This is a genomic window from Pseudomonas sp. NY15374 (genome assembly GCF_048068255.1).
Lineage (GTDB): Bacteria > Pseudomonadota > Gammaproteobacteria > Pseudomonadales > Pseudomonadaceae > Aquipseudomonas > Aquipseudomonas machongensis.
In genome coordinates this window covers 55795-78298 of the sequence record NZ_JBLUPZ010000012.1, presented here as the reverse complement: position 1 = coordinate 78298, position 22504 = coordinate 55795, and the positions used below count along the sequence as shown (strand labels likewise).

The following is a 22504-nucleotide window of genomic DNA, read 5'->3' as shown; positions in this document are numbered from 1 at the left end:
GGATAGGTGGCAGCGTGTTCCGCCTGCCTGGGCGCAAGTCTACACGCAGGGATGGTCTCTTAGCGTGTCGAGGAAGCGGCGAGACAGCGCTGCGCAGGGCTATCCGGAGATGCTGTGACCGGCGTTGGCAACATCGGTTCAACCTTGGCCGGTAAAAAAAAGCGGCTGCCCGGGCGTCGCGCAGGGACCAGCCCCTCGACACCCGGGAGTGAAGGATACAGTGATTAAAGGAGGATTAAAGATGAAAGCTGCGGGGCGCTGTTCATCCTTCCTTATATATGGACAGGCCAACCCCTTCGCGGGCTTGCCCGCGAAGACGCCAGCCTGGTCAGTAGATCATTCCAGAGCAGCCGCCGGCCCGAAGAACTCGTAGCGGCTCTGCGCATCCGGAACCCCCAGGGCCTTGAGGTGACGACGGATCGCCGCCATGAAGCCCTTCGGTCCAAGGAAGTAGGCATCCACGTCACGCGCTCGCGGCAGCCACTCGGCCAGCAGATCCTGGGTCAGCAGGCCGACCGCATTGGCGTCACGGCTGCCGTCGTCCTCGGCATAGCAATAGAAGCGTTGCAGTTGCGGATGCTGCGCCGCCAGGCTGTCGATCCAGTCACGGAAAGCATGCACCGAACCGTTGCGTGCGCAGTGGATGAAGTGCACCGGACGCTCGGTCTTCAGCGCAGCCTCGAGCATCGCCAGGGTCGGGGTGATGCCGACACCCCCACTGATCAGCACCAGCGGCTTGTCGCCAGGTGCCAGGGTGAAGTCGCCAGACGGCGGGAACAGCTTGAGCGTGTCGCCGACTTGCAGTTGATCGTGCAGATGATTCGACACCTTGCCCCCGGCCTCGCGCTTGACACTGATGCGGTACTGTTCGCCATCGCACAATGCCGAGAGCGAATAGTTACGGCGCTGTTCGGCACCGTCGATGAACAGTTGCAGGCCGATGTACTGACCAGGCTCGGCCTTGAGTACCGGCTTGCCATCGATGGGCGCGAAGTAGAACGAGACGATCTCGCTGCTTTCCTGCTCACGACGCACCACACGAAAATCCCGGGCACCACGCCAGCCGCCGTCAGCCTCTTCCTTGGCCTTGTACAGGCCCTCTTCGGCACCGATAAGAATATCGGCCAGCTGGCCATAGGCCGCGCCCCAGGCAGCGATCACTTCCGGGGTGGCGATGTCCTTGCCCAGCACTTCCTCGATGGCGCGCAGCAGGCAACTGCCAACGATCGGGTAATGTTCGGGCAGGATCTGCAAGGCCACATGCTTGTTGATGATCTGGCCAACCAGGCCACCCAGTTGTTCCAGCCGGTCGATATGACGGGCATACATGAGCACGCCGTTGGCCAGCGCACGAGGCTGGTCACCGCTGGCCTGGTGCGCCTGGTTGAACAGCGGACGCACTTCGGGATACTCGCTGAGCATCATCTTGTAGAAGTGGGTGGTCAGCGCCTCGCCACCGCTTTCGAGCAGTGGGACAGTGGCCCTGATGATTGCACGTTGTTCGGCATTGAGCATTGCAGTGACTCCCTGAGCCTTGGGCTACGAATGGTTACCCAGCCCACTTCAGCAATCGTGCCAACTCCAAAGCCCAATGAAACCGAGGCCTGCAAGCAATCCATGTCAAAAAGACCTACTCCGGTATATAGTCATGATGACCAACAGGAGTCCAAATGACTACAAAGCCCCTGCTCACCGCCCTCCTCCCCCTCGTCAGCGACCTGTCTCGCGACCTGCCCGACCAGGAGCGCTATCGTCGCCTGCTGCAGGCCATGCGCGGTTTGCTGCCTTGCGATGCGGCCGCCTTGCTGCGGCTTGACGGCGAATGGCTGGTGCCGCTGGCGGTCGATGGCCTGTCGCCGGACACCCTGGGACGGCGTTTCCGTGTCAGCGAACACCCCCGCTTCAAGATTCTGCTCAGCCGCAGCGAGCCCACCCGCTTCGCCAGCGACAGCGACCTGCCCGACCCTTATGACGGCCTGGTCAACGCCCACGATGCAGACCTGGAAGTGCACGACTGCATGGGCTGCCCGCTGATGGTCGATGAACGACCCTGGGGCCTGGTCACACTTGACGCCCTCACTCCCGGCCAGTTCCAGAGCCTCGAGCTCGAAGCACTGCAGGCTTTCGCCAGCCTCGCCGCCGCGACCGTCACCGTGGCCGAGCGTATCGAGGGCCTGGCCCTGCGTGCCGAGGACGAGCACCTGCGCGCCGAGGTCTATCGCCAGGCCAGCGGGCAGGACAAAGAATTGATCGGCCAGAGCAAGGCCCACAAGCGGCTGCTCGAGGAAATCCGCCTGGTCGGGGGCAGCGACCTGACCGTGTTGATCACCGGTGAAACCGGCGTGGGCAAGGAGCTTGTGGCCCAGGCCCTGCACCGCGCAAGCAATCGCGCCGACAAGCCCTTGGTCAGCCTCAACTGCGCCGCCTTGCCCGACACCCTGGTGGAAAGCGAACTGTTCGGCCACGTGCGCGGCGCGTTCACCGGCGCCCACGGCGAGCGACGCGGCAAGTTCGAGCTGGCCAACGGCGGCACGCTGTTCCTCGACGAAGTGGGCGAGTTGCCGCTGGCCGTGCAGGCCAAGCTGCTGCGGGTGCTGCAAAGCGGGCAACTGCAACGCCTGGGCTCTGACCGCGAACACCGGGTCGATGTGCGCCTGATCGCGGCGACCAACCGCGATCTTGCCGAAGAGGTACGCAATGGCAACTACCGCGCCGACTTCTACCATCGCCTGAGCGTCTATCCACTGCTGGTGCCGCCACTGCGCGAGCGCGGGCGTGACGTGCTGATGATCGCGGGTTATTTCCTCGAGCAGAACCGTTCGCGCCTGGGGCTCAACAGCCTGCGCCTGAGCGCCGGTGCCCAGTCGGCATTGCTGGCCTATGACTGGCCGGGCAACGTGCGCGAGCTGGAGCACCTGATCGGGCGATCGGCGCTCAAGGCCCTCGGCTCACACCCGCAGCGTCCACGCATCCTCACGCTGGAAGCGCCCGACCTCGACCTGCGCCCAACCGTTGCCATACCCGCTGCCAGTGTCCCCGTATCGCCCACGGATCTACCACAAGGCGGGCTGCGCGAGGCGCTGGACGACTACCAGCGACAACTGATCGAGGCTTGCCTGACGCGCCATCAGGGCAACTGGGCTGCTGCCGCCCGCGAACTGGGGCTGGACCGGGCGAACCTGAGCCGACTGGCCAAGCGCCTGGGGTTGCGCTGACGGCAGCCCCACAGGACCCGCGCCAACCATCAGGATGAGGGCCTAAAGCCTGGCTACTCCAGGCCGATAACCCGACATCTCTCCTTTCCAGACATACCTGAAGGTTACCCATGGCCACGCAAAATGCCCGCGCGGACTCGCTGTCCCTGCTGCTGTTCACCCTGCGCAGCGGCAAGCTGATGGCTATCAACCTGCTCAAGGTCAGCGAGATCATCCCCTGCCCGCCCCTGACCAAGCTTCCCGAGTCGCATCCCCACGTCAAAGGCGTAGCGACCCTGCGCGGCAACTCGCTGTCGGTGATCGACCTGTCGCGGGCGATCGGCGAAATGCCGTTGGCCGACCCGGATGGCGGCTGCCTGATCGTCACCGACATCAGCCGCACCCGCCAGGGCCTGCACGTGCAGGCGGTCAGCCGCATCGTCCATTGCCTGAGCACCGACATCAAGCCACCGCCCTACGGCTCGGGCAACCGCTCCTTCATCACTGGCGTGACCCGGGTCGACAATACGCTGGTACAGGTGCTCGACATCGAGAAAGTCATCCACGGCATCGCCCCGCCGGAACCTGAAACGCATCCCGGCGAACTCAGCGCAGAAGACGCCAGCCTGCTGGCCGCCGCCAACATCCTGGTGGTGGACGACAGCCAGGTGGCGCTGCAGCAATCGGTGCACACCCTTCGCCACCTCGGCGTCGAATGCCATACCGCGCGCAGCGCCAAGGATGCGATCAACGTCCTGCTGGAGCTGCAGGGCACCGCCCAGGAAATCAACATCGTGGTGTCGGACATCGAAATGTCCGAGATGGACGGCTACGCCTTCACCCGCACCGTGCGCGAGACCCCGGACTTCAAGCACCTCTACGTGCTGCTGCACACCTCGCTGGACAGCGCCATGAGCGCCGAAAAAGCCAAGGCCGCAGGCGCCAACGCGATTCTCACCAAGTTTTCCTCGCCCGAGCTGACCGACTGCCTCGTCGTCGCGGCGCGAGCGGTCGGGTTCGCCGAGAGCTGATACATCTGGCGACACAATGCCTTCACTTGATGGTGGGGAGGACTCGGGCATAATCACTCCCCTTCCGAGGTTTTCTTGCCGGTACCGCTTATGACCCTTCTTCGCACTGCCCTGATTGCCCTCGCCATGACCAGTGGTCTTGCCCAGGCCTCCAGCCCCGACGCCTGGAACGAGTACCGCCAGCAGATGGTCAAGCGCTGCCTGGCCGCCAGCCAGTTCAAGGACGCCCACGCCCTGGGCAAGCCCGCCGAATTCGACGACCGCACCGCCTACAGCGCCCTGCTGATCGAAGGCGTGTACAAGCCGAAATCCATGAAGAACCAGACAGGCACCGAACTGTGCCTGTACGACCGCGCCCAGCAGCAAGCCTACGTCACCGAATGGAAGCCAGGCGCCAAGTGAGCGACGGCATTCGTTTCGCTTGCACCGGCTGCGGCAAGTGCTGCACCGGCCACCACGTACCCCTCACGCTCGCCGAGTCCCGCCAGTGGGCTGCCAGTGGCGGTCAGGTCGTGGTGCTGATCGAAGGCTTCATCACCGATGGCCCGGGCATGCCGGTCGAGCAACGCGATCATGTGCTGCGCCGTTCGCTCGCCGTGCCTTGCGGGAGCGCCGAGGTGCGGGTCTCGGTGACCTTCGCGGCCTTCAATCCAGGGCGCTGTCGCAACCTGGATGCCAACAACCTGTGCGGCATCTATGAAACACGCCCGCTGGTCTGTCGTATCTATCCGGCCGAGATCAACCCGCACCTGCCTCTGCGCGTCGAAGCCAAGGATTGCCCACCCGAAGCCTGGCAACAAGGCCCGCAACTGATCGTCGGCAACAGGGCCGTCGATCCGCAACTGGCCGCACTGATCGAAGCCTCGCGCCAGGCCGACCGCGACGACATCGCCGCCAAGGTTGCCGTCTGCCAGGCGCTGGGCATGACCACCAGCGCGCTCAAGGGCAACGGTTTTACCGCCTGGCTGCCAGACATGCCTGCGTTTCTCGCGGCGCTGGATCAGGTAAGCGATCGAGCGCACGTGCCATGGACTGTCCATGTGCAAGATGCCGAACTGGCCGACGGGCTGCAGGGGCATGGGCTGCTGACGACCGGCGAAGCGCCGGTGTACTACGCCTTTATCGGGTTCTGAGTGCGTGTGGAGCAACTGTCTGGCTCAAAATCTAGAAGCCAGCCCAATCCCTGTGGGAGCGGGCTTGCCCCGCGAACACGGGCGTAGCCCGTGCCAGGCAGCGCGGTGTCTTTTTCGCGGGTAAACCCGCTCCCACAGGGATTGGGCTGACCTTCAGATTTTGAACCAGACAGTTGCTCTTACAGGTATCGCACTGGGCTGGAATCTGCGGCACCTCACCTCCAACGTTGGCGTTCGACTCCAGGGCAAATCCCGGATGAGCACTGGTCCAGCTCAATTCCTTGGCAACTGGCCATCAATGATTGGAAACTGTCAGCGCTGTCAGCCAGACGTCACGTTGCCGACCCGATCGGCGGGCTATAAGCAGAAAAGAATCTGACAAAAGTCTGGAACCGAAAGACGCCAGCACGGTTTCCAGCCCTCCCCCACTGACCGGTATCAGCCTCGATGCGACGTCCCTCCTGCCCCCTCGTCCTCGCCGCCCTGGCCATCCTCTTGCTGATCGCGGTGGCCGGTTGGCTGCGCCTGCGCCAGGACACGCCTGCCCCACGCGCACAAAACGCCGTGCCGGTGAGGGTGATCAGCGTCACCCAGCAGGACGTGCCGCGCTTTGCCAGCGCGATCGGCTCGGTGCTTTCGCTGCACAGCGTCGATGTACGCCCGCAGGTCGAGGGCATCCTCACCCAAGTGCTGGTCAAGGAGGGCCAGTGGGTCAAGGAAGGCGACCTGCTTGCCACCCTCGACGACCGTGCGATTCGCGCCAGCCTCGAGCAGGCCCGCGCCCAACTCGGCCAGAGCCAGGCACAGTTGCAGGTGGCCGATGTCGACCTCAAGCGCTACCGCCTGTTGAGCAGCGACGACGGTGTCTCGAAGCAGACCCTCGACCAGCAACAGGCGCTGGTGAATCAACTCCAGGCCACGGTCAAGGGCAACCAGGCGGCCATCGCCAATGCCGAAGTACAGCTGTCGTACACCCAGATCCGCTCACCAGTAACCGGTCGCGTCGGCATTCGCAATGTCGACCCCGGCAACCTGGTGCGCAGCAGCGACACCCAAGGTCTGTTCAGCGTCACCCAGATCGACCCGATCGCCGTCGAGTTCGCCCTGCCCCAGCAGATGCTGCCGACTCTGCAGACGCTGCTCAAAGCGCCCTCGCCGGCGGTGGTCGAGGCTTACATGGACGCCGACGGCGAACGCAGCCTGCTCGGCCAGGGCCATCTGGCGCTGATCGATAACCAGATCTCGGCCAACACCGGCACGGTGCGCATCAAGGCCGAATTCGACAACAAGGATGGCCTGCTGTGGCCCGGCCAACTGGTGACCATCCGCCTGCGCACCGCTGTCGATGAGCAGGCGCTGGTGGTGCCGCCGCCGGTGGTGCAGCGCGGCGTCGATGGTCATTTCGTCTACCGCCTCGATGGCGACAAGGTCGCCAGCGTTCCGGTCAAGGTGCTCTATCAGGACAGCGACTTGAACATCGTCGCCGGGGTCAAGGCCGGTGATCGCCTGGTGCTCGACGGCCAGTCGCGCCTCAAGCCCGGGGCACGGGTCGAGGTCGCCCCCGACGTGCCCGCCAGCCCCGAAGTGGCTGACCGCCGGAGCCAGCCATGATCACCCGCAAAGGCGTTTCGGCCTGGTGCATCGACCACCCCATCGCCACCCTGCTGCTGACCTTCGCCCTGGTGCTGCTGGGGGCCATCGCCTTTCCGCGCCTGCCGGTGGCGCCGTTACCCGAGGCAGATTTCCCGACCATCCAGGTCACCGCACAGCTTCCCGGCGCGAGCCCGGAAACCATGGCGTCGTCGGTGGCGACGCCGCTGGAGGTACAGTTCAGCGCCATCCCCGGCATGACCCAGATGACCAGCAGCAGCGCCCTGGGCTCAACCACGCTGATTCTGCAGTTCACCCTCGACAAGAACATCGACACCGCCGCCCAGGAAGTCCAGGCCGCGATCAACACTGCCACTGCGCGCCTGCCGCAGGACCTGCCCAGCCCACCGACCTGGCGCAAGGTCAACCCGGCCGACAGCCCCGTGCTGGTGCTGACCGTCAGCTCCGAGCAGATGCCTGGCAACGAGCTCAGCGACTACACCGAAACCCTGCTGGCGCGCCAGCTCAGCCAGATCGACGGGGTCGGCCTGATCAATATCACCGGCCAACTGCGCCCCGCGATTCGCGTGCAGGCGCAGCCCGAGAAGCTCGCGGCCATCGGCCTGACCTTGGCCGATATCCGCCAGGCCATCCAGCAGACCAGCCTGAATCTGGCCAAGGGCGCGCTGTACGGCGAACACAGTGTCTCGACCATCGCCGCCAACGATCAGTTGTTCCACCCCGAAGACTACGCCCAGCTCATCGTCAGCTACCGCAACGGCGCCCCGGTGCGCCTGCAGGACGTAGCCAAGGTGATCGAAGGCGCCGAGAACGCCTATGTCAAATCCTGGTCCGGGGACAAACCTGGGCTGAACCTGGTGATTTTCCGCCAGCCCGGCGCCAACATCGTCGACACCGTCGATCGCGTGCTCGACGCCCTGCCCCGCTTGCAGGAAATGCTGCCGGCCTCGGTCGAGGTGTCGGTACTCAACGACCGTACCCAGACCATCCGCGCCTCGCTGCATGAAGTGGAACTGACGCTGATGATCGCGGTGATACTGGTGATCGGGGTGATGGCGTTGTTCCTGCGCCAGTGGTCGGCAACCCTGGTCGTCTCCAGCGTGCTGGGGGTGTCGCTGATCGCCAGTTGCGCACTGATGTACGTGGCAGGCTTCAGCCTCAACAACCTCACCCTGGTGGCCATCGTCATCGCCGTGGGCTTCGTGGTCGACGACGCCATCGTGGTGGTGGAAAACATCCACCGTCACCTGGAAGCCGGCGATGACAGCCGCACGGCGGCGATAAAGGGCGCCGGGGAGATCGGCTTCACGGTGATCTCGATCAGCTTCTCGCTGATCGCCGCGTTCATTCCGCTGCTGTTCATGGGCGGCGTGGTCGGGCGATTGTTCAAGGAATTCGCCCTGACGGCCACTTCGACCATCCTGATTTCGGTGGTGGTATCACTGACCTTGGCCCCGACCCTCTGTGCCTTGTTCATGCGCAAACCGCCGCAGGAACACCACGATGGCTTTGGCCAGCGCCTGGTGCGCTGGTACGAAAAGGGCCTGGACCGCGCCCTCGCCCACCAACGCCTGACGCTGGGTGTGTTCGGCCTGACCCTGGCGTTGGCAGTGATCGGCTATGTCGCCATCCCCAAGGGTTTCTTCCCGCTGCAGGACACCGGCTTCATCCTCGGCACCAGCGAGGCCGCAGCCGACGTGTCGTATCCGGCGATGATCGAGAAGCACAAGGCCCTGGCAAAGATCATCGAAGCCGACCCTGCGGTGCGCGCCTTCTCCCATTCCGTCGGGGTCACCGGCAGCAACCAGACCATCGCCAACGGCCGTTTCTGGATCAGTCTCAAGCCCCGCGGCGAGCGCGATGTATCGGCCAGCGAACTGATCGACCGCCTGCGCCCGAAACTCGCCCAGGTGCCCGGCATTGTCCTGTACCTGCGCGCAGGCCAGGACATCAACCTCAGCTCCGGCCCGTCGCGCACCCAGTACCAGTACGTGCTCAAGAGCAACGATGGCGTGGCCCTGAACCTGTGGACCCAGCGCCTGACCGAACGCCTGCGGGAAAACCCGGCATTGCGTGACCTGTCCAACGACCTGCAACTGGGCGCCAGCGTCACCCACATCGACATCGACCGCCAGGCCGCCGCACGCTTCGGCCTGACCACCACCGACGTCGACCAGGCGCTGTACGACGCCTTCGGCCAGCGCCAGATCAGCGAGTTCCAGACCGAGACCAACCAGTACAAGGTGATCCTCGAACTCGATGCCCGCCAGCGCGGCAAGGCCGAGAGCTTGAACTACTTCTACCTGCGCTCGCCGTTGTCGGGCGAGATGGTGCCGCTGTCGGCCCTGGCGCATGTCGCACCGCCCAGCACCGGCCCGCTGTCGATCGCCCACGACGGCCTGTTCCCGGCCGCCAACCTGTCGTTCAACCTCGCCCCCGGCGTGGCCCTGGGTGATGCGGTGCGCATCCTCGAACAGACCCAGCGCGAGCTGGGCATGCCCGACGCCATCGTCGGCAGTTTCCAGGGCGCGGCACAGGCGTTCCAGAGTTCGCTGTCGAGCCAGCCGTGGCTGATCCTCGCCGCACTGGTGGCGGTGTACATCATCCTCGGTGTGCTCTACGAGAGCTTCGTGCACCCGCTGACGATCATCTCCACCCTGCCCTCGGCGGGGCTTGGTGCCCTGATCCTGCTCTGGGCCATGGGCCAGGACTTCACCATCATGGGCCTGATCGGCATCGTGCTGCTGATCGGTATCGTCAAGAAGAATGGCATCCTGCTCATCGACTTCGCCCTCGATGCCCAGCGCACGCAGGGCATGACACCCGAGCAGGCGATCCACCAGGCCTGCCTGACGCGCTTCCGACCGATCATCATGACCACCCTCGCTGCCCTGCTCGGCGCTGTGCCGCTGATGTTCGGCTTCGGAGCCGGTGCCGAGCTGCGCCAGCCGCTGGGCATCGCGGTGGTCGGCGGCCTGCTGGTCAGCCAGGCGCTGACGCTGTTCACCACCCCCGTCATATACTTGGCCCTGGAACGTGTGTTCCACCGCCGCACGGTCGCCAACGCGGCCGCGACTGCCAGTTGAGACAAACCCATGCGTGTGCTGATCGTCGAAGACGAAGAAAAAACCGCCGACTACCTGCATCGTGGCCTGGCCGAGCAGGGCTTCACCGTCGACCTGGCCCGTGATGGTATCGACGGCCTGCACCTGGCGCTCGAAGGCGACTACGCGGTGATCGTGCTCGACGTCATGCTCCCGGGTCTGGATGGCTACGGCGTGCTGCGCGCCCTGCGTGCGCGCAAGCAGACGCCGGTGATCATGCTCACCGCCCGCGAGCGGGTCGAGGACCGCATTCATGGCCTGCGCGAAGGTGCCGACGATTACCTGGGCAAGCCGTTCTCCTTTCTCGAACTGGTCGCCCGCCTGCAGGCCCTGACCCGTCGCAGCACCAGCCACGAGCCGCTGCAGATCCAGGTCGCCGACCTGTGGATCGACCTGATGGCGCGCAAGGCCAGCCGCGCGGGCCAGCGTCTGGAGCTGACCGCCAAGGAGTTCTCGTTGCTCAGCGTGCTGGCCCGGCGCCAGGGCGAGATCCTGTCCAAGACCGCCATCGCCGAGCTGGTCTGGGACATCAATTTCGACAGCGACGCCAATGTTGTCGAGGTCGCGATCAAGCGCCTGCGCGCCAAGCTCGACGGGCCGTTCGACAACAAGCTGCTACACACCATCCGAGGCATGGGCTATGTCCTGGAAAACCGTGCGGGCTAACTCCCTGGCCCTGCGCCTGTCGCTGCTGTTCACGCTGGTGGCGCTGGCGGTGTTCGTGCTGATCGGCAGTGCGTTGTACCGCCAGGTCGATCGCAGCCTCGACCTGCTGCCGGCGGCCGAGCTGGATGCGCGTTTCAGCGTGCTGGAGTCCACCCTCAACCGCTTCGGCACCCTGGAACACTGGGCGAAGATCCACAACAAACTCAATCTGCTGGCCGAAGAAGACCGGCGTATCCGCTTCTGGGTGGTCAGCGATGATCCGCGCTTCGAGTACGGCCACCCCAACGAACAGTTGCGCCGCTTCGCCCAGGGCCCGGAAGGTATGCGCGACCTGCGCCTGCCCGACAACCCCTACCCGTTCAAGATCCTGGTCAGCCAACTGCCGGCACTGGGTGAACGGCCGGCGGTACGTTTCATGATCGGTATCGACACCCAAACCTTCTGGCAGGCCCAGCACAGCCTGCTAGTGGCCATTGTCGGCCTGGCCGTGCTCGGTGTGCTGCTGGCCTCGCTGCTGGCCTACTGGGTCGCACGCATCGGCCTGCGTCCGCTGCTGGCGCTGTCAGCCGAGGCCCAGGCGCTGGCCCCACCGCGCCTGGACGGACGCCTGCGCACCCAGGACCTGCCGCCGGAGCTGGCGCAGTTTGCCAAGGCCTTCAACGCCGCGCTCGACCGGGTCAGCCAGGCCTATTCGCGGCTCGAAGCCTTCAACGCCGACGTTGCCCACGAACTGCGCTCGCCGCTGACCAACCTGATCGGACAGACCCAAGTGGCCCTGACCCGCGGGCGCAGCGCCGAGCACTACTTCGAGGTGCTGCAATCGAACCTGGAAGAGCTGGAGCGCCTGCGCAGCATCATCAACGACATGCTGTTTCTCGCCAGCGCCGATCAGGGCAGCAAGGCCACCGCCCTGACCCAGGCCTCGCTGGCCGAGGAAGTGGCCACGACCCTCGACTACCTGGACTACATCCTCGAAGACGCCCAGGTCAGCGTCACGGTCAGCGGTGATGCCCAGGCCCCGATCGAGAAGGCCCAACTGCGCCGCGCGCTCATCAACCTGCTGAACAACGCGGTACAACACACTGCGCCCGGGCAGGTGATCCAGGTACGGATCAATGTCGATAAGGAGCGGGTCAGCATCGCCGTAAGCAACCCCGGCCCGGCTATCGATGAAGCGCACCTGCCGCTACTGTTCGAACGCTTCTATCGGGTGGACGCCGCGCGCAGCAACAGCGGCGGTGGTAACCATGGGTTGGGGTTGGCGATCGTCAAGGCCATTGCGCTGATGCATGGCGGCAGTGTTTTTGTACGCAGCGAAGGGGGCGCCAATACTTTCGGCATCAACCTGCCGAGCGCTCAACTACGCGGTTTCAGGGTAAAAGTCTGAAGACCCACGCAGGCATTCTTACTTTTTGCGCAAGAGTGATTATCCTCTGCGGTGCTGTTTCAAGTGCCTCTTCAGGACTAACTTAGCGCTGTCTTCACTCACACTTGCCACGCAAGAAGGTTGTTTCAAATGTCCAACAGTATGGGTATTGCCAGCGTCTTCGTCCTGTCTTCCCTGTTGTTGTCGCCCCTGGCCATGGCTGAGGAATCGCCGGCCTTCGTCGCCCGTAACGCAGAGATCGCCGCCACCCTGCAACAGTCGCAGGACGCCTATGCCGCGCAGCACCAAGGTGCAGTAAAAGACGCGCAACAGACAGCTTCCAAAGTCACGACCGATGACAATGCCGACAGCTGATCGGCAGCCGGAACACGCCCTGTTTTCCCCCGGCTACGCCATGGGCAGTGCCTGTGTCGATATGTTAGCTTTTTAAAGCCGCTGCGCATCAGCGGCTTTTTTTATGCGCTTTAATTATCAGCCGGTTTGTAACGTCCCTCATAAGAAACTGCAATTCCGACAATTAGAAACTGCCTCACTGTTAGACCAAAGGAGCATTTACTCGTGTCCCTCGCTTTCCGTTTCACGCCTCTGTTCGTTGCATTGGCCGCAACGATTCCCCATGCCGCCCAGGCGGACGACGAAAAAGCTGATGGTTTCATCGAGGGTTCGTCGCTGAACCTGCACTTTCGCAACGCCTACTTCAACCGCAACCAACTCAACCAGGGTGTGCGCGACAATCGCGAGTGGGGCCAGGGCGCCGTCGCCCGCTTCGAGTCGGGCTATACGCCCGGTGTGATCGGTTTCGGTGTCGATGCCCACGCCATGCTGGGCCTGAAGCTCGATGGCGGTGGCGGCCACGCTGGCACCAGCATCCTGCCGACTCACCAGAAGAACGAAGACGAACTGGGCGCCGCGCCGCATTCGTTCTCCACCGCAGGCGCCGCGGTCAAGCTCAAGGGCTTCGACACTGAACTGAAAGCCGGTGACCTGTTCCTCACCAATCCAGTGATCGCCGGTGGCGAGACGCGCATGCTGCCGCAGACCTTCCGTGGTGTGGCACTGACCAACACCAGCGTCGAAGGGTTGCTGCTCGAAGGCGGCCAGGTGAGCTTCACCAAGCCCTACAACCAGAGCGGCCACCGCCGCATCGACACCTACTACAGCCAGCAGACCGACGACCAGCGCAGCAAGCACCTGTCGTGGGCGGGCGCCGCGTGGAACGGCACCGAGAACATCACCGCCAACCTCTATGCCGCCGAACTGAAAGACATCTGGAACCAGTACTACGCCGACTTCGACTACACCTACGCGGTCAATGATCTGGTCAGCCTCAACCCGGGCGTGCACTTCTATCACACCCAGGACACTGGCCAGTCGAAACTGGGCAAGATCGACAACAACACCTACAGCCTGCACTTCACCGTGGCGGCCGGTCATCACAGCGTCACTGCCGCCTACCAGCGGGTCAACGGCAATACGCCGTTCGACTACATCAACCTGGGCGACAGCATCTACCTCGACAACTCGCGCATGTACTCGGACTTCAACGGCCCTAACGAGCGCTCCTGGAAGCTTCAGTACGACTATGACTTCGCCGGGCTCGGCATCCCGGGGCTGACCTCGTCGCTGTCGTATTCGCGCGGCAAGCTGGACCTCACCAAGGCCGATCCGAACAGCGTCGGCTATGGCCACTGGTACAGCGAGGACGGCAAGGATGCGCGCCACTGGGAACGCGACCTGGACGTGAAGTACGTGTTCCAGGAAGGCCGGTTCAAGGACCTGTCGGTGCTGCTGCGCTATGCCAGCCACCGTGGCAGCCAGGGGTATTCGGCTGTGGATAACGACAACGACGAGTTGCGTGTGATCGTCGACTATCCGCTGAACGTGTTCTGATCGGCCCTCTCTCAGCGGATGGCACCGGCGTTGCCGGTGATCGCGGGACGAGCCCGCTCCTACAGTCCTGTAGGAGCGGGCTCGTCCCGCAAAGCCGCTGATGCATTTCCGACGGACTAATCTTGTCCGACAATTGCCACTTCCCTAGAATATCGCCGCCGCTTTATAGCCCAACCCTCACGGAAAGAGGGGCCTATGCAGTAGCGAGCCCGATGTTGCACACCCGATCCCCGCGCCCCATCCTCCCCAGGCCTCACCCCGAGCTGATCCTCAACCTGGGCAGTTGCCTCGCCGTGCTCGCGATTGTAGGTATCGTCAGCTATCTGCTCGGTCGCGAACGGGACAGTGTCGAACAGTCCTCCATCCGCGCCTCGAGCAACATCGTCCAGCTCATCGAAAGTGACATCCTGCGCAACGCCGAGCTCTATGACCAGTCGCTCAAGGGACTGATCTGGGCAGTCGGGCGCAGCGAGCTGCCGAAGGTGCCTGGCCCGTTGCGCCAACGCCTGCTGTTCAACCAGGCCTTCGTCGACCGCAGCCGCGGCGATGTGCTGTGGCTCGACGCCCAAGGCGATGTGGTGGGCGACTCCACCAGCATCATTCCACGCCAGGCGAACTTCGCCGGCACGGGGGTGTTCAAGGCCCACCAGGCCAACGCCAACCTCGGTCTGCTGGTCGGCCCACCGTTCAAGGCGCGGCTTGGCGATCTGGACTGGTGCATCAGTTTCAGCCGGCGCATCCCCGGCCCCAACGGTGAGTTCGCAGGCCTGGCCACCGGCGCCCTGCGCCTGTCATATTTCAACGAACTCTTCCAGCGCCTGGACATCGGCGAGCACAGCAGCATCAACCTGCTCAACACCAGCGGTCAGTTGCTCGCTCGCGAGCCGACCCGGCCACAAGACCCAGCGATCGGCAGCGACTTCAGCCAGCAACCCAATTTCCAGCGCATTCTCCAGGAGCACAGTGGCAGCTTCAGCGCGCACTCGAACCTGTTCGACGAGCGGCGCATGTATACGTTTGCGCGCGTGGGCGAACTGCCGCTGATCGTGCTGGTGGCGCACTCTTCTTCCGAAGTTTTCCAAGCCTGGCGGCGCACGGCGCTGATCGTCGGCCTGGCCACGGGAGTACTGTGCCTGGGCATACTCTGGCTGACCGTGCTGCTGGGGCGCGAACTGCGTCGGCGCCACGATGCCGAGCAAGGCCTGGCCACGCTGGCAGCCACCGACAGCCTTACGGGCCTGGCAAACCGACGTCGCCTCGATCAAGTACTGCGCCAGGAATGGGCGCGCGCGCAACGCAACCGCTCGGCGCTGGCGGTACTGATGGTGGATGTGGATCACTTCAAGGCGTTCAACCAGCGCCATGGTCATGCCGGCGGTGATCATGCCCTGCGTGAGGTGGCGCGCACCATCAATCGCTGCATTCGCAGGCCGGCCGACCTGGCAGCGCGTTATGGTGGCGAGGAGTTTCAGGTGGTGCTGCCGGAAACCGAACTGGCCGGCGCGTTGCTGCTGGCCGAACGCATTCGCCTGAGTGTCGAGGCGATGCCGCGATTCGGTGCCGATGAGCGACCGATCACGGTCAGCATTGGCATCGGCCTTTACCAACCCGGCACCCAGCACGACCTTACAGCAGTGCTGGGTGCCGCGGATGAAGCCCTTTACCGGGCCAAGGCGGGGGGCCGTAACCGGGTAGAAGGGCCTGTCACGCCTGTTGCTTAGGAGCGGGCGCGGGCAGCGTCACGCAGGACTTTCACCTGGTCGTGATTGCGCTGTACGCCTTGCAGCTGCTTCTCCACCAGCGCATAGGTTTGATCACTGGCGCCGCGGCCGAGTTTGACCAGCTTCTCGCGAGCCTCTTTGTAGGCCTTCAGCGCGTGGTCCTCGCCCCGCTCCACTTCGTTGAGCACCGCTTCTTCATCCTTGCCGGTCACCATCGACTTGAGGTTGACCCAGCCACGATGCAGATCGCCGCTGAAGCTGCTGGAGGTTTCCGGGTCGCCACCGAGACGGCGTACTTCGCTCTGCAACTCGCCTGCGGCACTGGCGCACTCGCCGGCACGCTGGACGAAGAAGGCCTTCAGTTCAGGATTCTTGACGTCATCGGCCGACTCCTTGAAACCCTTCTCGCCATCCTTGCTGTACTCGATCAGGTTGTTCAGCACGTCGATCACGTCTTTGTTGGGGTTGCTCATGGGGTAACTCCTTGGCAGGTGATAGTCCCTATGACAGGAGCAGTCTTCATGCCAAGCCTGGAAAATATAAAAAATCCTTGAAAATCATATATTTATTTTTTTAGCGCAACGGTAAGGAAGCGGTGTTCTGCATGATTGCCGCTTGCGCGCTCGTGCAGATTGCAGGGTGGATGCGCGCAGCGATTGCTGTATGGTCGGCGTTTTCAGCGCACCAGGTTCACCGAATGAAACCCGAATCCCTGCAACTGCTGGTCACACGGACCATGCCCTTCGGCAAATACCAAGGCCGGATCATCGCCGATCTGCCGGGCGACTACCTGGCCTGGTTCGCGCGCAAGGGCTTTCCGCCCGGAGAGCTGGGCGGGTTGCTGGCATTGATGCATGAGATCGATCACAACGGTCTGGGGGAGTTGCTGGTGCCCTTGCGGCACAAACGTTGAGATCGGTGGTGGAGGCCTCGCTGGCACGCCTGCGAAGCCTCCACCATTGCCCCCAGGGCGATCACTTGGCCGGGGCCACCACCATCTCCACTCGCTCAGCCTTCTTGATCAGCGCGTACACCACCGCCGTCACCAGGCTTCCGGCAAGGATCGCCAGCAGGTACAGCAGCGCATGGTTCATCGCGTTGGGGATCAGCAGCACGAACAGGCCACCGTGCGGCGCCATCAGCTTGCAGCCGAAATACATCGACAGCGCCCCGGTCAGCGCACCGCCGGCGATGCTCGCCGGAATCACCCGCAACGGGTCCTTCGCAGCAAAGGGAATCGCGCCTTCGGAGATGAAGCAAAGCCCCAGTACCAATGCCGCCTTGCCTGCCTCGCGCTCGCTCTGGGCGAACTTGCGCCGGGCCAGGAAGGTCGCGATTCCCAGGCCGATCGGCGGCACCATTCCAGCGGCCATGGTCGCCGCCATCGGCGCGTAGCTCGACGAGGCCAGCAAGCCCACCGAGAAGGCATAGGCCGCCTTGTTGATCGGCCCGCCGAGATCGATGCACATCATCCCACCCAACAGCAATCCGAGCAGGATCGCGTTGGTGGTACCCATGCTGTCGAGAAAGCGCGTGAGCCCCTCGAGCATGGCCGCCACCGGATGACCGACCACGTAGATCATCACCAGCCCGGTGAACAGGCTGGCCAGCAGCGGAATGATCAGGATCGGCTTGAGCGCTTCGAGGCTGGCGGGCAGACGCGCCCAGCGGCTGATGGCCTTGGCGCTATAGCCGGCAAGAAAGCCCGCGACGATACCGCCAATGAACCCCGCACCCAGGGTGCTGGCCAGCAGGCCACCGATCATGCCAGGGGCCAGGCCCGGACGGTCGGCGATGGACCAGGCGATATACCCCGCCAGCATCGGCACCATCAGTTTGAATGCCGCCTCGCCACCGATCTGCATCAAGGCCGCAGGCAAGGTGCCTGGCTCCTTGAACGCCTCGATGCCGAAGACGAACGACAGGGCGATCAGCAGCCCGCCCGCCACCACCATCGGCAGCATGAACGACACACCGGTCAACAGGTGCTTGTAGACCCCGGCCTTTTCACTTTTCGCGGGTGTATCGGCCGTGCCTCCGGCGCTTTCCTGCTTGCCGTCGGCCAGCGCTTTGTCGAGGGTCGCCCGCGCCTGCTTGAGGGCGATGCCGGTGCCGCATCGATAGATGCGCTTGCCCGCAAAGCGTGCCGTCGGCACCTCGATGTCGGCAGCCAGCAGCACCACGTCCGCCTGGGCAATGGCATCGGCCGACAATGGGTTGCGGGCGCCCACCGAGCCCTGGGTTTCGACATTGAAACCGTAGCCCAGCTCCCGGGCGGCCTGCTGCAGGGCTTCGGCCGCCATGAAGGTATGGGCCACCCCGGTCGGACAAGCGGTGACCGCCACGATACGCGGCGCAGCGCTGCGACCAGGCGTATCGGCGACGCTCGCCTCGAGCACCTTGGCGTTGGCCGCGGCCTCATCGAGGAAACCTTCGCGATCAGCCAGCGCCTGGGCGGGGGTGCTTTGGTACACAGGCTTGCCGACGAAACGGCTCAGATCCACCGAACCGGTACTGACCACCAGCACCCAGTCAGCCTCGGCGATCTGCGCAGGGCTCAGGTGCCGCTCGGGGTGCTCGGCATCCCACACCTCGACACTGGTACTCCAGCCCCGACGTTGGGCCGCGGCGGCCAGCAAGCGTGCACTCAATACACTCGACACCTGGCCATTCGGGCAGGCGGTGACGATCGCAATGTTCATCGGCGAGCCTCTTGTTGTTGTTCTGTCAGTTGCACGGCAGCTTCAAGGCGCGACAGCTGTTCGCGGTCGTCGATGCCGAAGCCCACCTGAGTCACCGCCTGGGCGGCGATGGCAGTGGCGCGGCGCAAGGTCTGCCCGGTACTCTCGGCCTGCAGCAGGCCATGAACCATGCCCGCCACCAGCGAGTCGCCCGCGCCCACGGTACTGGCGATGCTCACCTTGGGCGGCTGGGCATGCAGGGCCAGGTCAGCGGCGAACCAGTTGACCCCGTGCTCGCCCTGGGACACCACCACGTGGGTGACGCCGCCGTCGAGCAGGCGCTGGGCGGCATCACGCTGCTCGGCAAAAGCCTGCACGGTGATGCCGAACAGCTCGCCGAGCTCATCGGTATTGGGCTTGACCAACCAAGGCGTACTTTGCAGACCGGCGCGCAAGGCATCGCCGCTGGTGTCCAACGCCACCTTCAGGCCCTGGGCGACCAGCTGGCCCAGCAACTGGCAGAACCACTGCGCGCTGACGCCACGTGGCAAGCTGCCCGCCACCACCACCACGTCATGCCCAGCCGCCCGTTGCGCCAGGTACTCGAGCAACTCGGCCTGGGCCGCGTCGTCGACCTGAGGGCCCAGGCCATTGACATCGGTGACCCGGCCATCGGCCTCGACCAGCTTGATGTTGGTGCGGGTTTCGCCTGGCACGCGAACGAACCCGTCGTCGAAGCCGCGACGAGCAATCAGCGCTTCGAAAGGTTGCAGGTTATCGCGCCCCAGAAAACCGCTGACCGTCACCTGATGCCCAAGGTCAGCCAGCACCTGGGCAACGTTCAGGCCCTTGCCGGCGGCGTGGCTGCACTGTTCATGAGTGCGATTGACCTCGCCTGCGCGCAGCTGCTCGAGGGTTACCGTGAGGTCGATCGCAGGGTTGAGGGTCAGGGTGAGAATCTTGGCCATTTCAGTCACGCTCCACCAGCGCCCGTACCGCCTCGGCGCTGTCCTGTTGCAGGGCCTCGCGCGCCAGGGCGCGGGCCGTCGAGTAATCGGCCTGGCGCACCAGGGCCTTGACTTCGGCGACACTGCGCGCCGCGACGCTCAGTTCGTCCACCGCCAGCCCCAGCAGCACTGGCACAGCCTGCGGATCGGCCGCCAGCTCACCGCACACGCCTACCCACTTGCCTTCGGCATGGGCGGCGCGCACGGTCATGTCGATCAGTTGCAGCACGGCCGGGTGCAGACCATCGGCCTGGGCCGACAGGCTCGGATGGCCACGGTCGATGGCCAGGGCGTACTGGGTCAGGTCGTTGGTACCGATGCTGAAGAAGTCCACCTCCCGGGCCAGTTGCGGGGCCAGCAGCGCAGCCGACGGCACCTCGACCATGATCCCCACCTGCAGGTCATTGACCGGGATCTCCTCACGCAGCCGCTCGACCATGGCCTTGGCCGCGCGCCACTCGTGCATCTGGCCGACCATCGGGAACATGATCCGCAGTGGCCGGTCGTCGGCCGCCCGCAGCAGGGCGCGCAACTGCTCCTCCATGACCTGCGGACGCTGCAGGGTCAGGCGCACGCCACGTACGCCGAGGAAAGGGTTGTCTTCGTCGGCGATCGGCCAGTAGGGCAAGGGTTTGTCACCGCCCACATCGAGGGTGCGCACCACCAGCGGGCGCCCCTGCAGGCCATCGAGCACGCGGCGATACTCCGCTTCCTGGGTGGCGACATCCGGCAGTTGCGGATGGGCCATGAAGATCAGTTCGGTGCGCAACAGGCCGACACCTTCGGCGCCAAGCTCCACCACCTTGTCGATGCCACTGCTGTCACCGATGTTGGCGAAGACTTCGACGGCATGGCCATCGCGGGTCACGGCCGGCTCATGGCGATTCGCCCAGGCGGCCTGCAGACGCTGCTCACGCTGATCGCGTTCGGCCAACGCACGCTGCAGCTCATCGGCAGCTGGCGCAACGCTGACCTTGCCGCGCTGGCCGTCAAGCAACAGCGGCGTGCCCGCCTCCACCCGCAGGATCGCCGCCCCGACACCGACGACCGCCGGAATGCCCAGGGCACGGGCGACGATGGCACTGTGTGCGGTGGCCCCTCCTTGCGCGGTCACGATGCCAGCAACCCGCGCCGGGTCGAGACGCGCCACATCGGACGGCCCGACTTCAGCCATCACCAGCACATAGGGCTGTTGCGGCTCGGCCTGCTCGGCGACGCCACACAGCTGCGCCAGCACCCTTCGGCCAATGTCGCGCAGGTCGGCGGCACGTTCGGCGAGCAACGCATCGCGCAGCGCCTCCTGCTGGCTGGCGGCCGCCTCGATCACCGCCATCCACGCCGCTGCGGCACTTTCGCCCTGGGCCAGGCGCAGATCCACCTCATCGCCCAGTGCCGGGTCGGCGAGCATCTCCTGGTGTGTGATGAAGATCTCACCGATGGCCTTGTCGCTGCGCTGCACCAGTGTCTGCAGCTCGGCATCGACCGCCGCCAGGGCAGCGCGCAGCCTGGCACGCTCCTGGGCGCAGGATTCGCCGCGCAGCGGATAATCGAACTGGCGCTCAATCCTTACATGGGCCGGCCCGCTGGCGATGCCTGGCGCTGCACCGACGCCCTGGACCTGGCTACCGGGCAGCGGCGCTTGCAAGGTGTCGCGCACCACCTCGGCGACCGGCAGGGCAAGCGCTGGCAACGGTTCGACGTCCTCGCCCAGGCCCTGTTCGATGGCTTCCAGCAACACCGGCAGGGCATCACTGGCGATGGCCGGCTCGGCGATAAGCTCCAGTTCCTGCCCACGCCGGGCCCCTAGTGACAGCAGGCGGCTCAGGCTTTTCACCGACACGCCGGGATGGCCGCTGTCGGTCAGGCGGATGCGGATTTCACCCTCGAAGCCCTTGGCCAGTTGCGCCAGCACCTTCGCCGGGCGGGCATGCAGGCCATGGGGGTTGGCCAGTATCACGCGCACGCTGGGCCAGTCGGGCGGCGCCTCGCCGCCCAGCACCTGCAACACATCGCGACTGCTGGTGGCCTGGTAGAGGGTCTGCCCACGCCCTTCGATCAGCACCTGACAAAGACGCTCGAGCAAGGCCTGATGCGCAGCACCAAGGCTGGCCAGGCAGAACAGGCCGTTCAAGGGCTGATCGCGATGACGCAGGGGCTGCTGCGGAGTCACGAACGCCAGGCCCGGCTGCAGCACCTCGCGCTCGCTGTGCAACCACCACAGCCCCTCTCCCAGCGGAAGTGGCTCGGCCTGCTGCAACAGCGCTGCGAAACCACTGTCCACACAGCCGCCACGCTGCAGCAGGCGCGCACCGCGCCAGGCCAGTTCAGCGAAGTCTTCGGCGGGCAGGTTCAGACCGATCAGTTGTGCATCCAGCGCCAGCTCGCGCGGCGCCCCCTGCAACAGCTTGAGCAGTGCGTCGGCGGAGCTGGCGCGGCGCAGCGCCTCGGCCAGGTCGGTTTCACCCAGGGCGCGCGTCAGCAGTTGCAACAGGCGCAGGTGTTCGTCAGAGCGTGCGGCGATGCCGATCGCCAGGTAGACGATATGCCCGTCGCCCCAGTCCACCCCTTCGGGAAACTGCAACAGGCGAACACCGGTGGCAAACACCAAGTCGCGGGTCTGCGGGGTACCGTGGGGGATGGCGATGCCTTGGCCGAGAAAGGTCGAGCCCTGCGCCTCGCGCGCCTCAAGGCCCTGTAGGTAACCCTCGGCGACCAGACCGTCGCTGACCAGCCGATCGGCCAGCAAGCGCAATGCCGCCGCTTTATCGCTGGCGACCTGGCCCATGGCTATCTGCTCTCTCGCGAGCTCGAGCATGACCTTCTCCTTTTGCAGTACCCGTCGTTCGGGACTGAGGTTATTGTTGTGGGATTCAACGCGTTTTTTCACCCGCGGGCTCAGGGGCAGTTCCCGTTCAATCGGATGCTGAAACGTTTAATCTGACCAGGCGGCCACGTTACTCGATAATCTGCGTAGGAAAAAGCCCCAGTTTGTCGGAACAATTGCGACAATGGTCGCCTGCACTTGGACACAATTCTGAGTAAGACTACCCGATCAGGCGCCCCTGGCCGCCCCGGTAAT

At 64.6% G+C, this 22504-nt stretch carries 17 protein-coding genes; 12 read left to right on the top strand and 5 right to left on the bottom strand.

The window, feature by feature from the left end:
• Nucleotides 1-336: 336 nt before the first annotated feature.
• Nucleotides 337-1515 (bottom strand): NO-inducible flavohemoprotein, encoded by a 1179-nt coding sequence (gene hmpA / locus ACNFHO_RS22565; protein WP_416767404.1) that lies wholly within the window; start codon nucleotides 1513-1515, stop codon nucleotides 337-339.
• A gap of 155 nt (nucleotides 1516-1670) precedes the next feature.
• On the opposite strand from hmpA, the gene norR reads away from it, so the two are divergent.
• The 11 genes from norR (at nucleotide 1671) to ACNFHO_RS22510 (ending at nucleotide 15737) form a co-directional block, all read left to right on the top strand.
• Complete coding sequence (gene norR / locus ACNFHO_RS22560; RefSeq protein WP_414154248.1) at nucleotides 1671-3215, top strand: nitric oxide reductase transcriptional regulator NorR; 1545 nt, start codon at nucleotides 1671-1673, stop codon at nucleotides 3213-3215.
• A gap of 110 nt (nucleotides 3216-3325) precedes the next feature.
• Nucleotides 3326-4225 (top strand): chemotaxis protein, encoded by a 900-nt coding sequence (locus ACNFHO_RS22555; RefSeq protein ID WP_416767403.1) that lies wholly within the window; start codon nucleotides 3326-3328, stop codon nucleotides 4223-4225.
• Nucleotides 4226-4315: 90 nt separating this feature from the next.
• The gene (locus ACNFHO_RS22550; protein WP_112899157.1) at nucleotides 4316-4627 is read left to right on the top strand and encodes a hypothetical protein; all 312 of its coding nucleotides are present in this window, start codon (nucleotides 4316-4318) and stop codon (nucleotides 4625-4627) included.
• Nucleotides 4624-5358 carry a YkgJ family cysteine cluster protein gene (locus tag ACNFHO_RS22545; RefSeq protein WP_416767402.1) on the top strand — a complete coding sequence of 245 codons (735 nt, stop codon included), beginning with the start codon at nucleotides 4624-4626 and terminating at the stop codon, nucleotides 5356-5358. Before ACNFHO_RS22550 ends, ACNFHO_RS22545 begins: the two co-directional genes overlap by 4 nt.
• Nucleotides 5359-5805: 447 nt before the next feature.
• On the top strand, nucleotides 5806-6969 hold the full coding sequence (locus ACNFHO_RS22540; RefSeq protein WP_416767400.1) for an efflux RND transporter periplasmic adaptor subunit: 1164 nt from the start codon (nucleotides 5806-5808) through the stop codon (nucleotides 6967-6969).
• Nucleotides 6966-10055, top strand: a complete 3090-nt coding sequence (locus tag ACNFHO_RS22535) for a multidrug efflux RND transporter permease subunit (protein ID WP_416767398.1) — start codon at nucleotides 6966-6968, stop codon at nucleotides 10053-10055. Before ACNFHO_RS22540 ends, ACNFHO_RS22535 begins: the two co-directional genes overlap by 4 nt.
• A 9-nt stretch (nucleotides 10056-10064) precedes the next feature.
• Nucleotides 10065-10739 carry a heavy metal response regulator transcription factor gene (locus ACNFHO_RS22530; RefSeq protein ID WP_416767397.1) on the top strand — a complete coding sequence of 225 codons (675 nt, stop codon included), beginning with the start codon at nucleotides 10065-10067 and terminating at the stop codon, nucleotides 10737-10739.
• A complete protein-coding gene (locus tag ACNFHO_RS22525) occupies nucleotides 10714-12126 on the top strand; it encodes a heavy metal sensor histidine kinase (RefSeq protein WP_416767396.1) in 1413 nt (470 codons plus the stop codon). The genes ACNFHO_RS22530 and ACNFHO_RS22525 overlap by 26 nt, the downstream gene beginning before the upstream one ends.
• A gap of 129 nt (nucleotides 12127-12255) precedes the next feature.
• Nucleotides 12256-12480, top strand: coding sequence for a hypothetical protein (locus ACNFHO_RS22520; protein WP_054892501.1), 225 nt, complete (start codon nucleotides 12256-12258; stop codon nucleotides 12478-12480).
• Nucleotides 12481-12684: 204 nt separating this feature from the next.
• A complete protein-coding gene (locus ACNFHO_RS22515) occupies nucleotides 12685-14016 on the top strand; it encodes an OprD family porin (RefSeq protein ID WP_416767394.1) in 1332 nt (443 codons plus the stop codon).
• 215 nt (nucleotides 14017-14231) lie between these two features.
• Nucleotides 14232-15737, top strand: a complete 1506-nt coding sequence (locus tag ACNFHO_RS22510) for a diguanylate cyclase (RefSeq protein ID WP_112899619.1) — start codon at nucleotides 14232-14234, stop codon at nucleotides 15735-15737.
• Here the strand turns inward: ACNFHO_RS22510 and ACNFHO_RS22505 are convergent.
• A complete protein-coding gene (locus ACNFHO_RS22505) occupies nucleotides 15734-16210 on the bottom strand; it encodes a ferritin-like domain-containing protein (RefSeq protein ID WP_416767393.1) in 477 nt (158 codons plus the stop codon). The two genes, ACNFHO_RS22510 and ACNFHO_RS22505, sit on opposite strands and share 4 nt — an antisense overlap.
• A gap of 224 nt (nucleotides 16211-16434) precedes the next feature.
• Between ACNFHO_RS22505 and ACNFHO_RS22500 the strand changes: the two genes are divergently transcribed.
• Entirely contained in the window at nucleotides 16435-16650 is a 216-nt protein-coding gene (locus ACNFHO_RS22500; RefSeq protein ID WP_054892498.1) for a DUF3820 family protein, read from the top strand.
• Between the two features lie 61 nt (nucleotides 16651-16711).
• Here the strand turns inward: ACNFHO_RS22500 and ACNFHO_RS22495 are convergent, their stop codons facing one another.
• The 3 genes from ACNFHO_RS22495 to ptsP are packed head-to-tail and all read right to left on the bottom strand — an operon-like array spanning nucleotide 16712 to nucleotide 22240.
• Nucleotides 16712-18439, bottom strand: a complete 1728-nt coding sequence (locus ACNFHO_RS22495) for a fructose-specific PTS transporter subunit EIIC (protein WP_416767392.1) — start codon at nucleotides 18437-18439, stop codon at nucleotides 16712-16714.
• Nucleotides 18436-19386, bottom strand: coding sequence for a 1-phosphofructokinase (pfkB, locus tag ACNFHO_RS22490; protein WP_416767391.1), 951 nt, complete (start codon nucleotides 19384-19386; stop codon nucleotides 18436-18438). The genes ACNFHO_RS22495 and pfkB overlap by 4 nt, the downstream gene beginning before the upstream one ends.
• A 1-nt stretch (nucleotide 19387) precedes the next feature.
• On the bottom strand, nucleotides 19388-22240 hold the full coding sequence (ptsP, locus tag ACNFHO_RS22485) for a phosphoenolpyruvate--protein phosphotransferase (protein WP_416767389.1): 2853 nt from the start codon (nucleotides 22238-22240) through the stop codon (nucleotides 19388-19390).
• Nucleotides 22241-22504 lie beyond the last annotated feature (264 nt).

What these genes read in the sequence shown, in the direction of transcription:
- ACNFHO_RS22525 (WP_416767396.1), top strand. Translation starts at nt 10,714, where the DNA reads ATGTCCTGGAAAACCGTGCGGGCTAACTCCCTGGCCCTGCGCCTGTCG.
- ACNFHO_RS22555 (WP_416767403.1), top strand. Translation starts at nt 3,326, where the DNA reads ATGGCCACGCAAAATGCCCGCGCGGACTCGCTGTCCCTGCTGCTGTTC.
- ACNFHO_RS22550 (WP_112899157.1), top strand. Translation starts at nt 4,316, where the DNA reads ATGACCCTTCTTCGCACTGCCCTGATTGCCCTCGCCATGACCAGTGGT.
- ACNFHO_RS22495 (WP_416767392.1), bottom strand. Translation starts at nt 18,439, where the DNA reads ATGAACATTGCGATCGTCACCGCCTGCCCGAATGGCCAGGTGTCGAGT.
- ACNFHO_RS22540 (WP_416767400.1), top strand. Translation starts at nt 5,806, where the DNA reads ATGCGACGTCCCTCCTGCCCCCTCGTCCTCGCCGCCCTGGCCATCCTC.
- norR (WP_414154248.1), top strand. Translation starts at nt 1,671, where the DNA reads ATGACTACAAAGCCCCTGCTCACCGCCCTCCTCCCCCTCGTCAGCGAC.
- ACNFHO_RS22500 (WP_054892498.1), top strand. Translation starts at nt 16,435, where the DNA reads ATGAAACCCGAATCCCTGCAACTGCTGGTCACACGGACCATGCCCTTC.
- ACNFHO_RS22535 (WP_416767398.1), top strand. Translation starts at nt 6,966, where the DNA reads ATGATCACCCGCAAAGGCGTTTCGGCCTGGTGCATCGACCACCCCATC.
- ptsP (WP_416767389.1), bottom strand. Translation starts at nt 22,240, where the DNA reads ATGCTCGAGCTCGCGAGAGAGCAGATAGCCATGGGCCAGGTCGCCAGC.
- hmpA (WP_416767404.1), bottom strand. Translation starts at nt 1,515, where the DNA reads ATGCTCAATGCCGAACAACGTGCAATCATCAGGGCCACTGTCCCACTG.
- pfkB (WP_416767391.1), bottom strand. Translation starts at nt 19,386, where the DNA reads ATGGCCAAGATTCTCACCCTGACCCTCAACCCTGCGATCGACCTCACG.
- ACNFHO_RS22520 (WP_054892501.1), top strand. Translation starts at nt 12,256, where the DNA reads ATGTCCAACAGTATGGGTATTGCCAGCGTCTTCGTCCTGTCTTCCCTG.
- ACNFHO_RS22530 (WP_416767397.1), top strand. Translation starts at nt 10,065, where the DNA reads ATGCGTGTGCTGATCGTCGAAGACGAAGAAAAAACCGCCGACTACCTG.
- ACNFHO_RS22505 (WP_416767393.1), bottom strand. Translation starts at nt 16,210, where the DNA reads ATGAGCAACCCCAACAAAGACGTGATCGACGTGCTGAACAACCTGATC.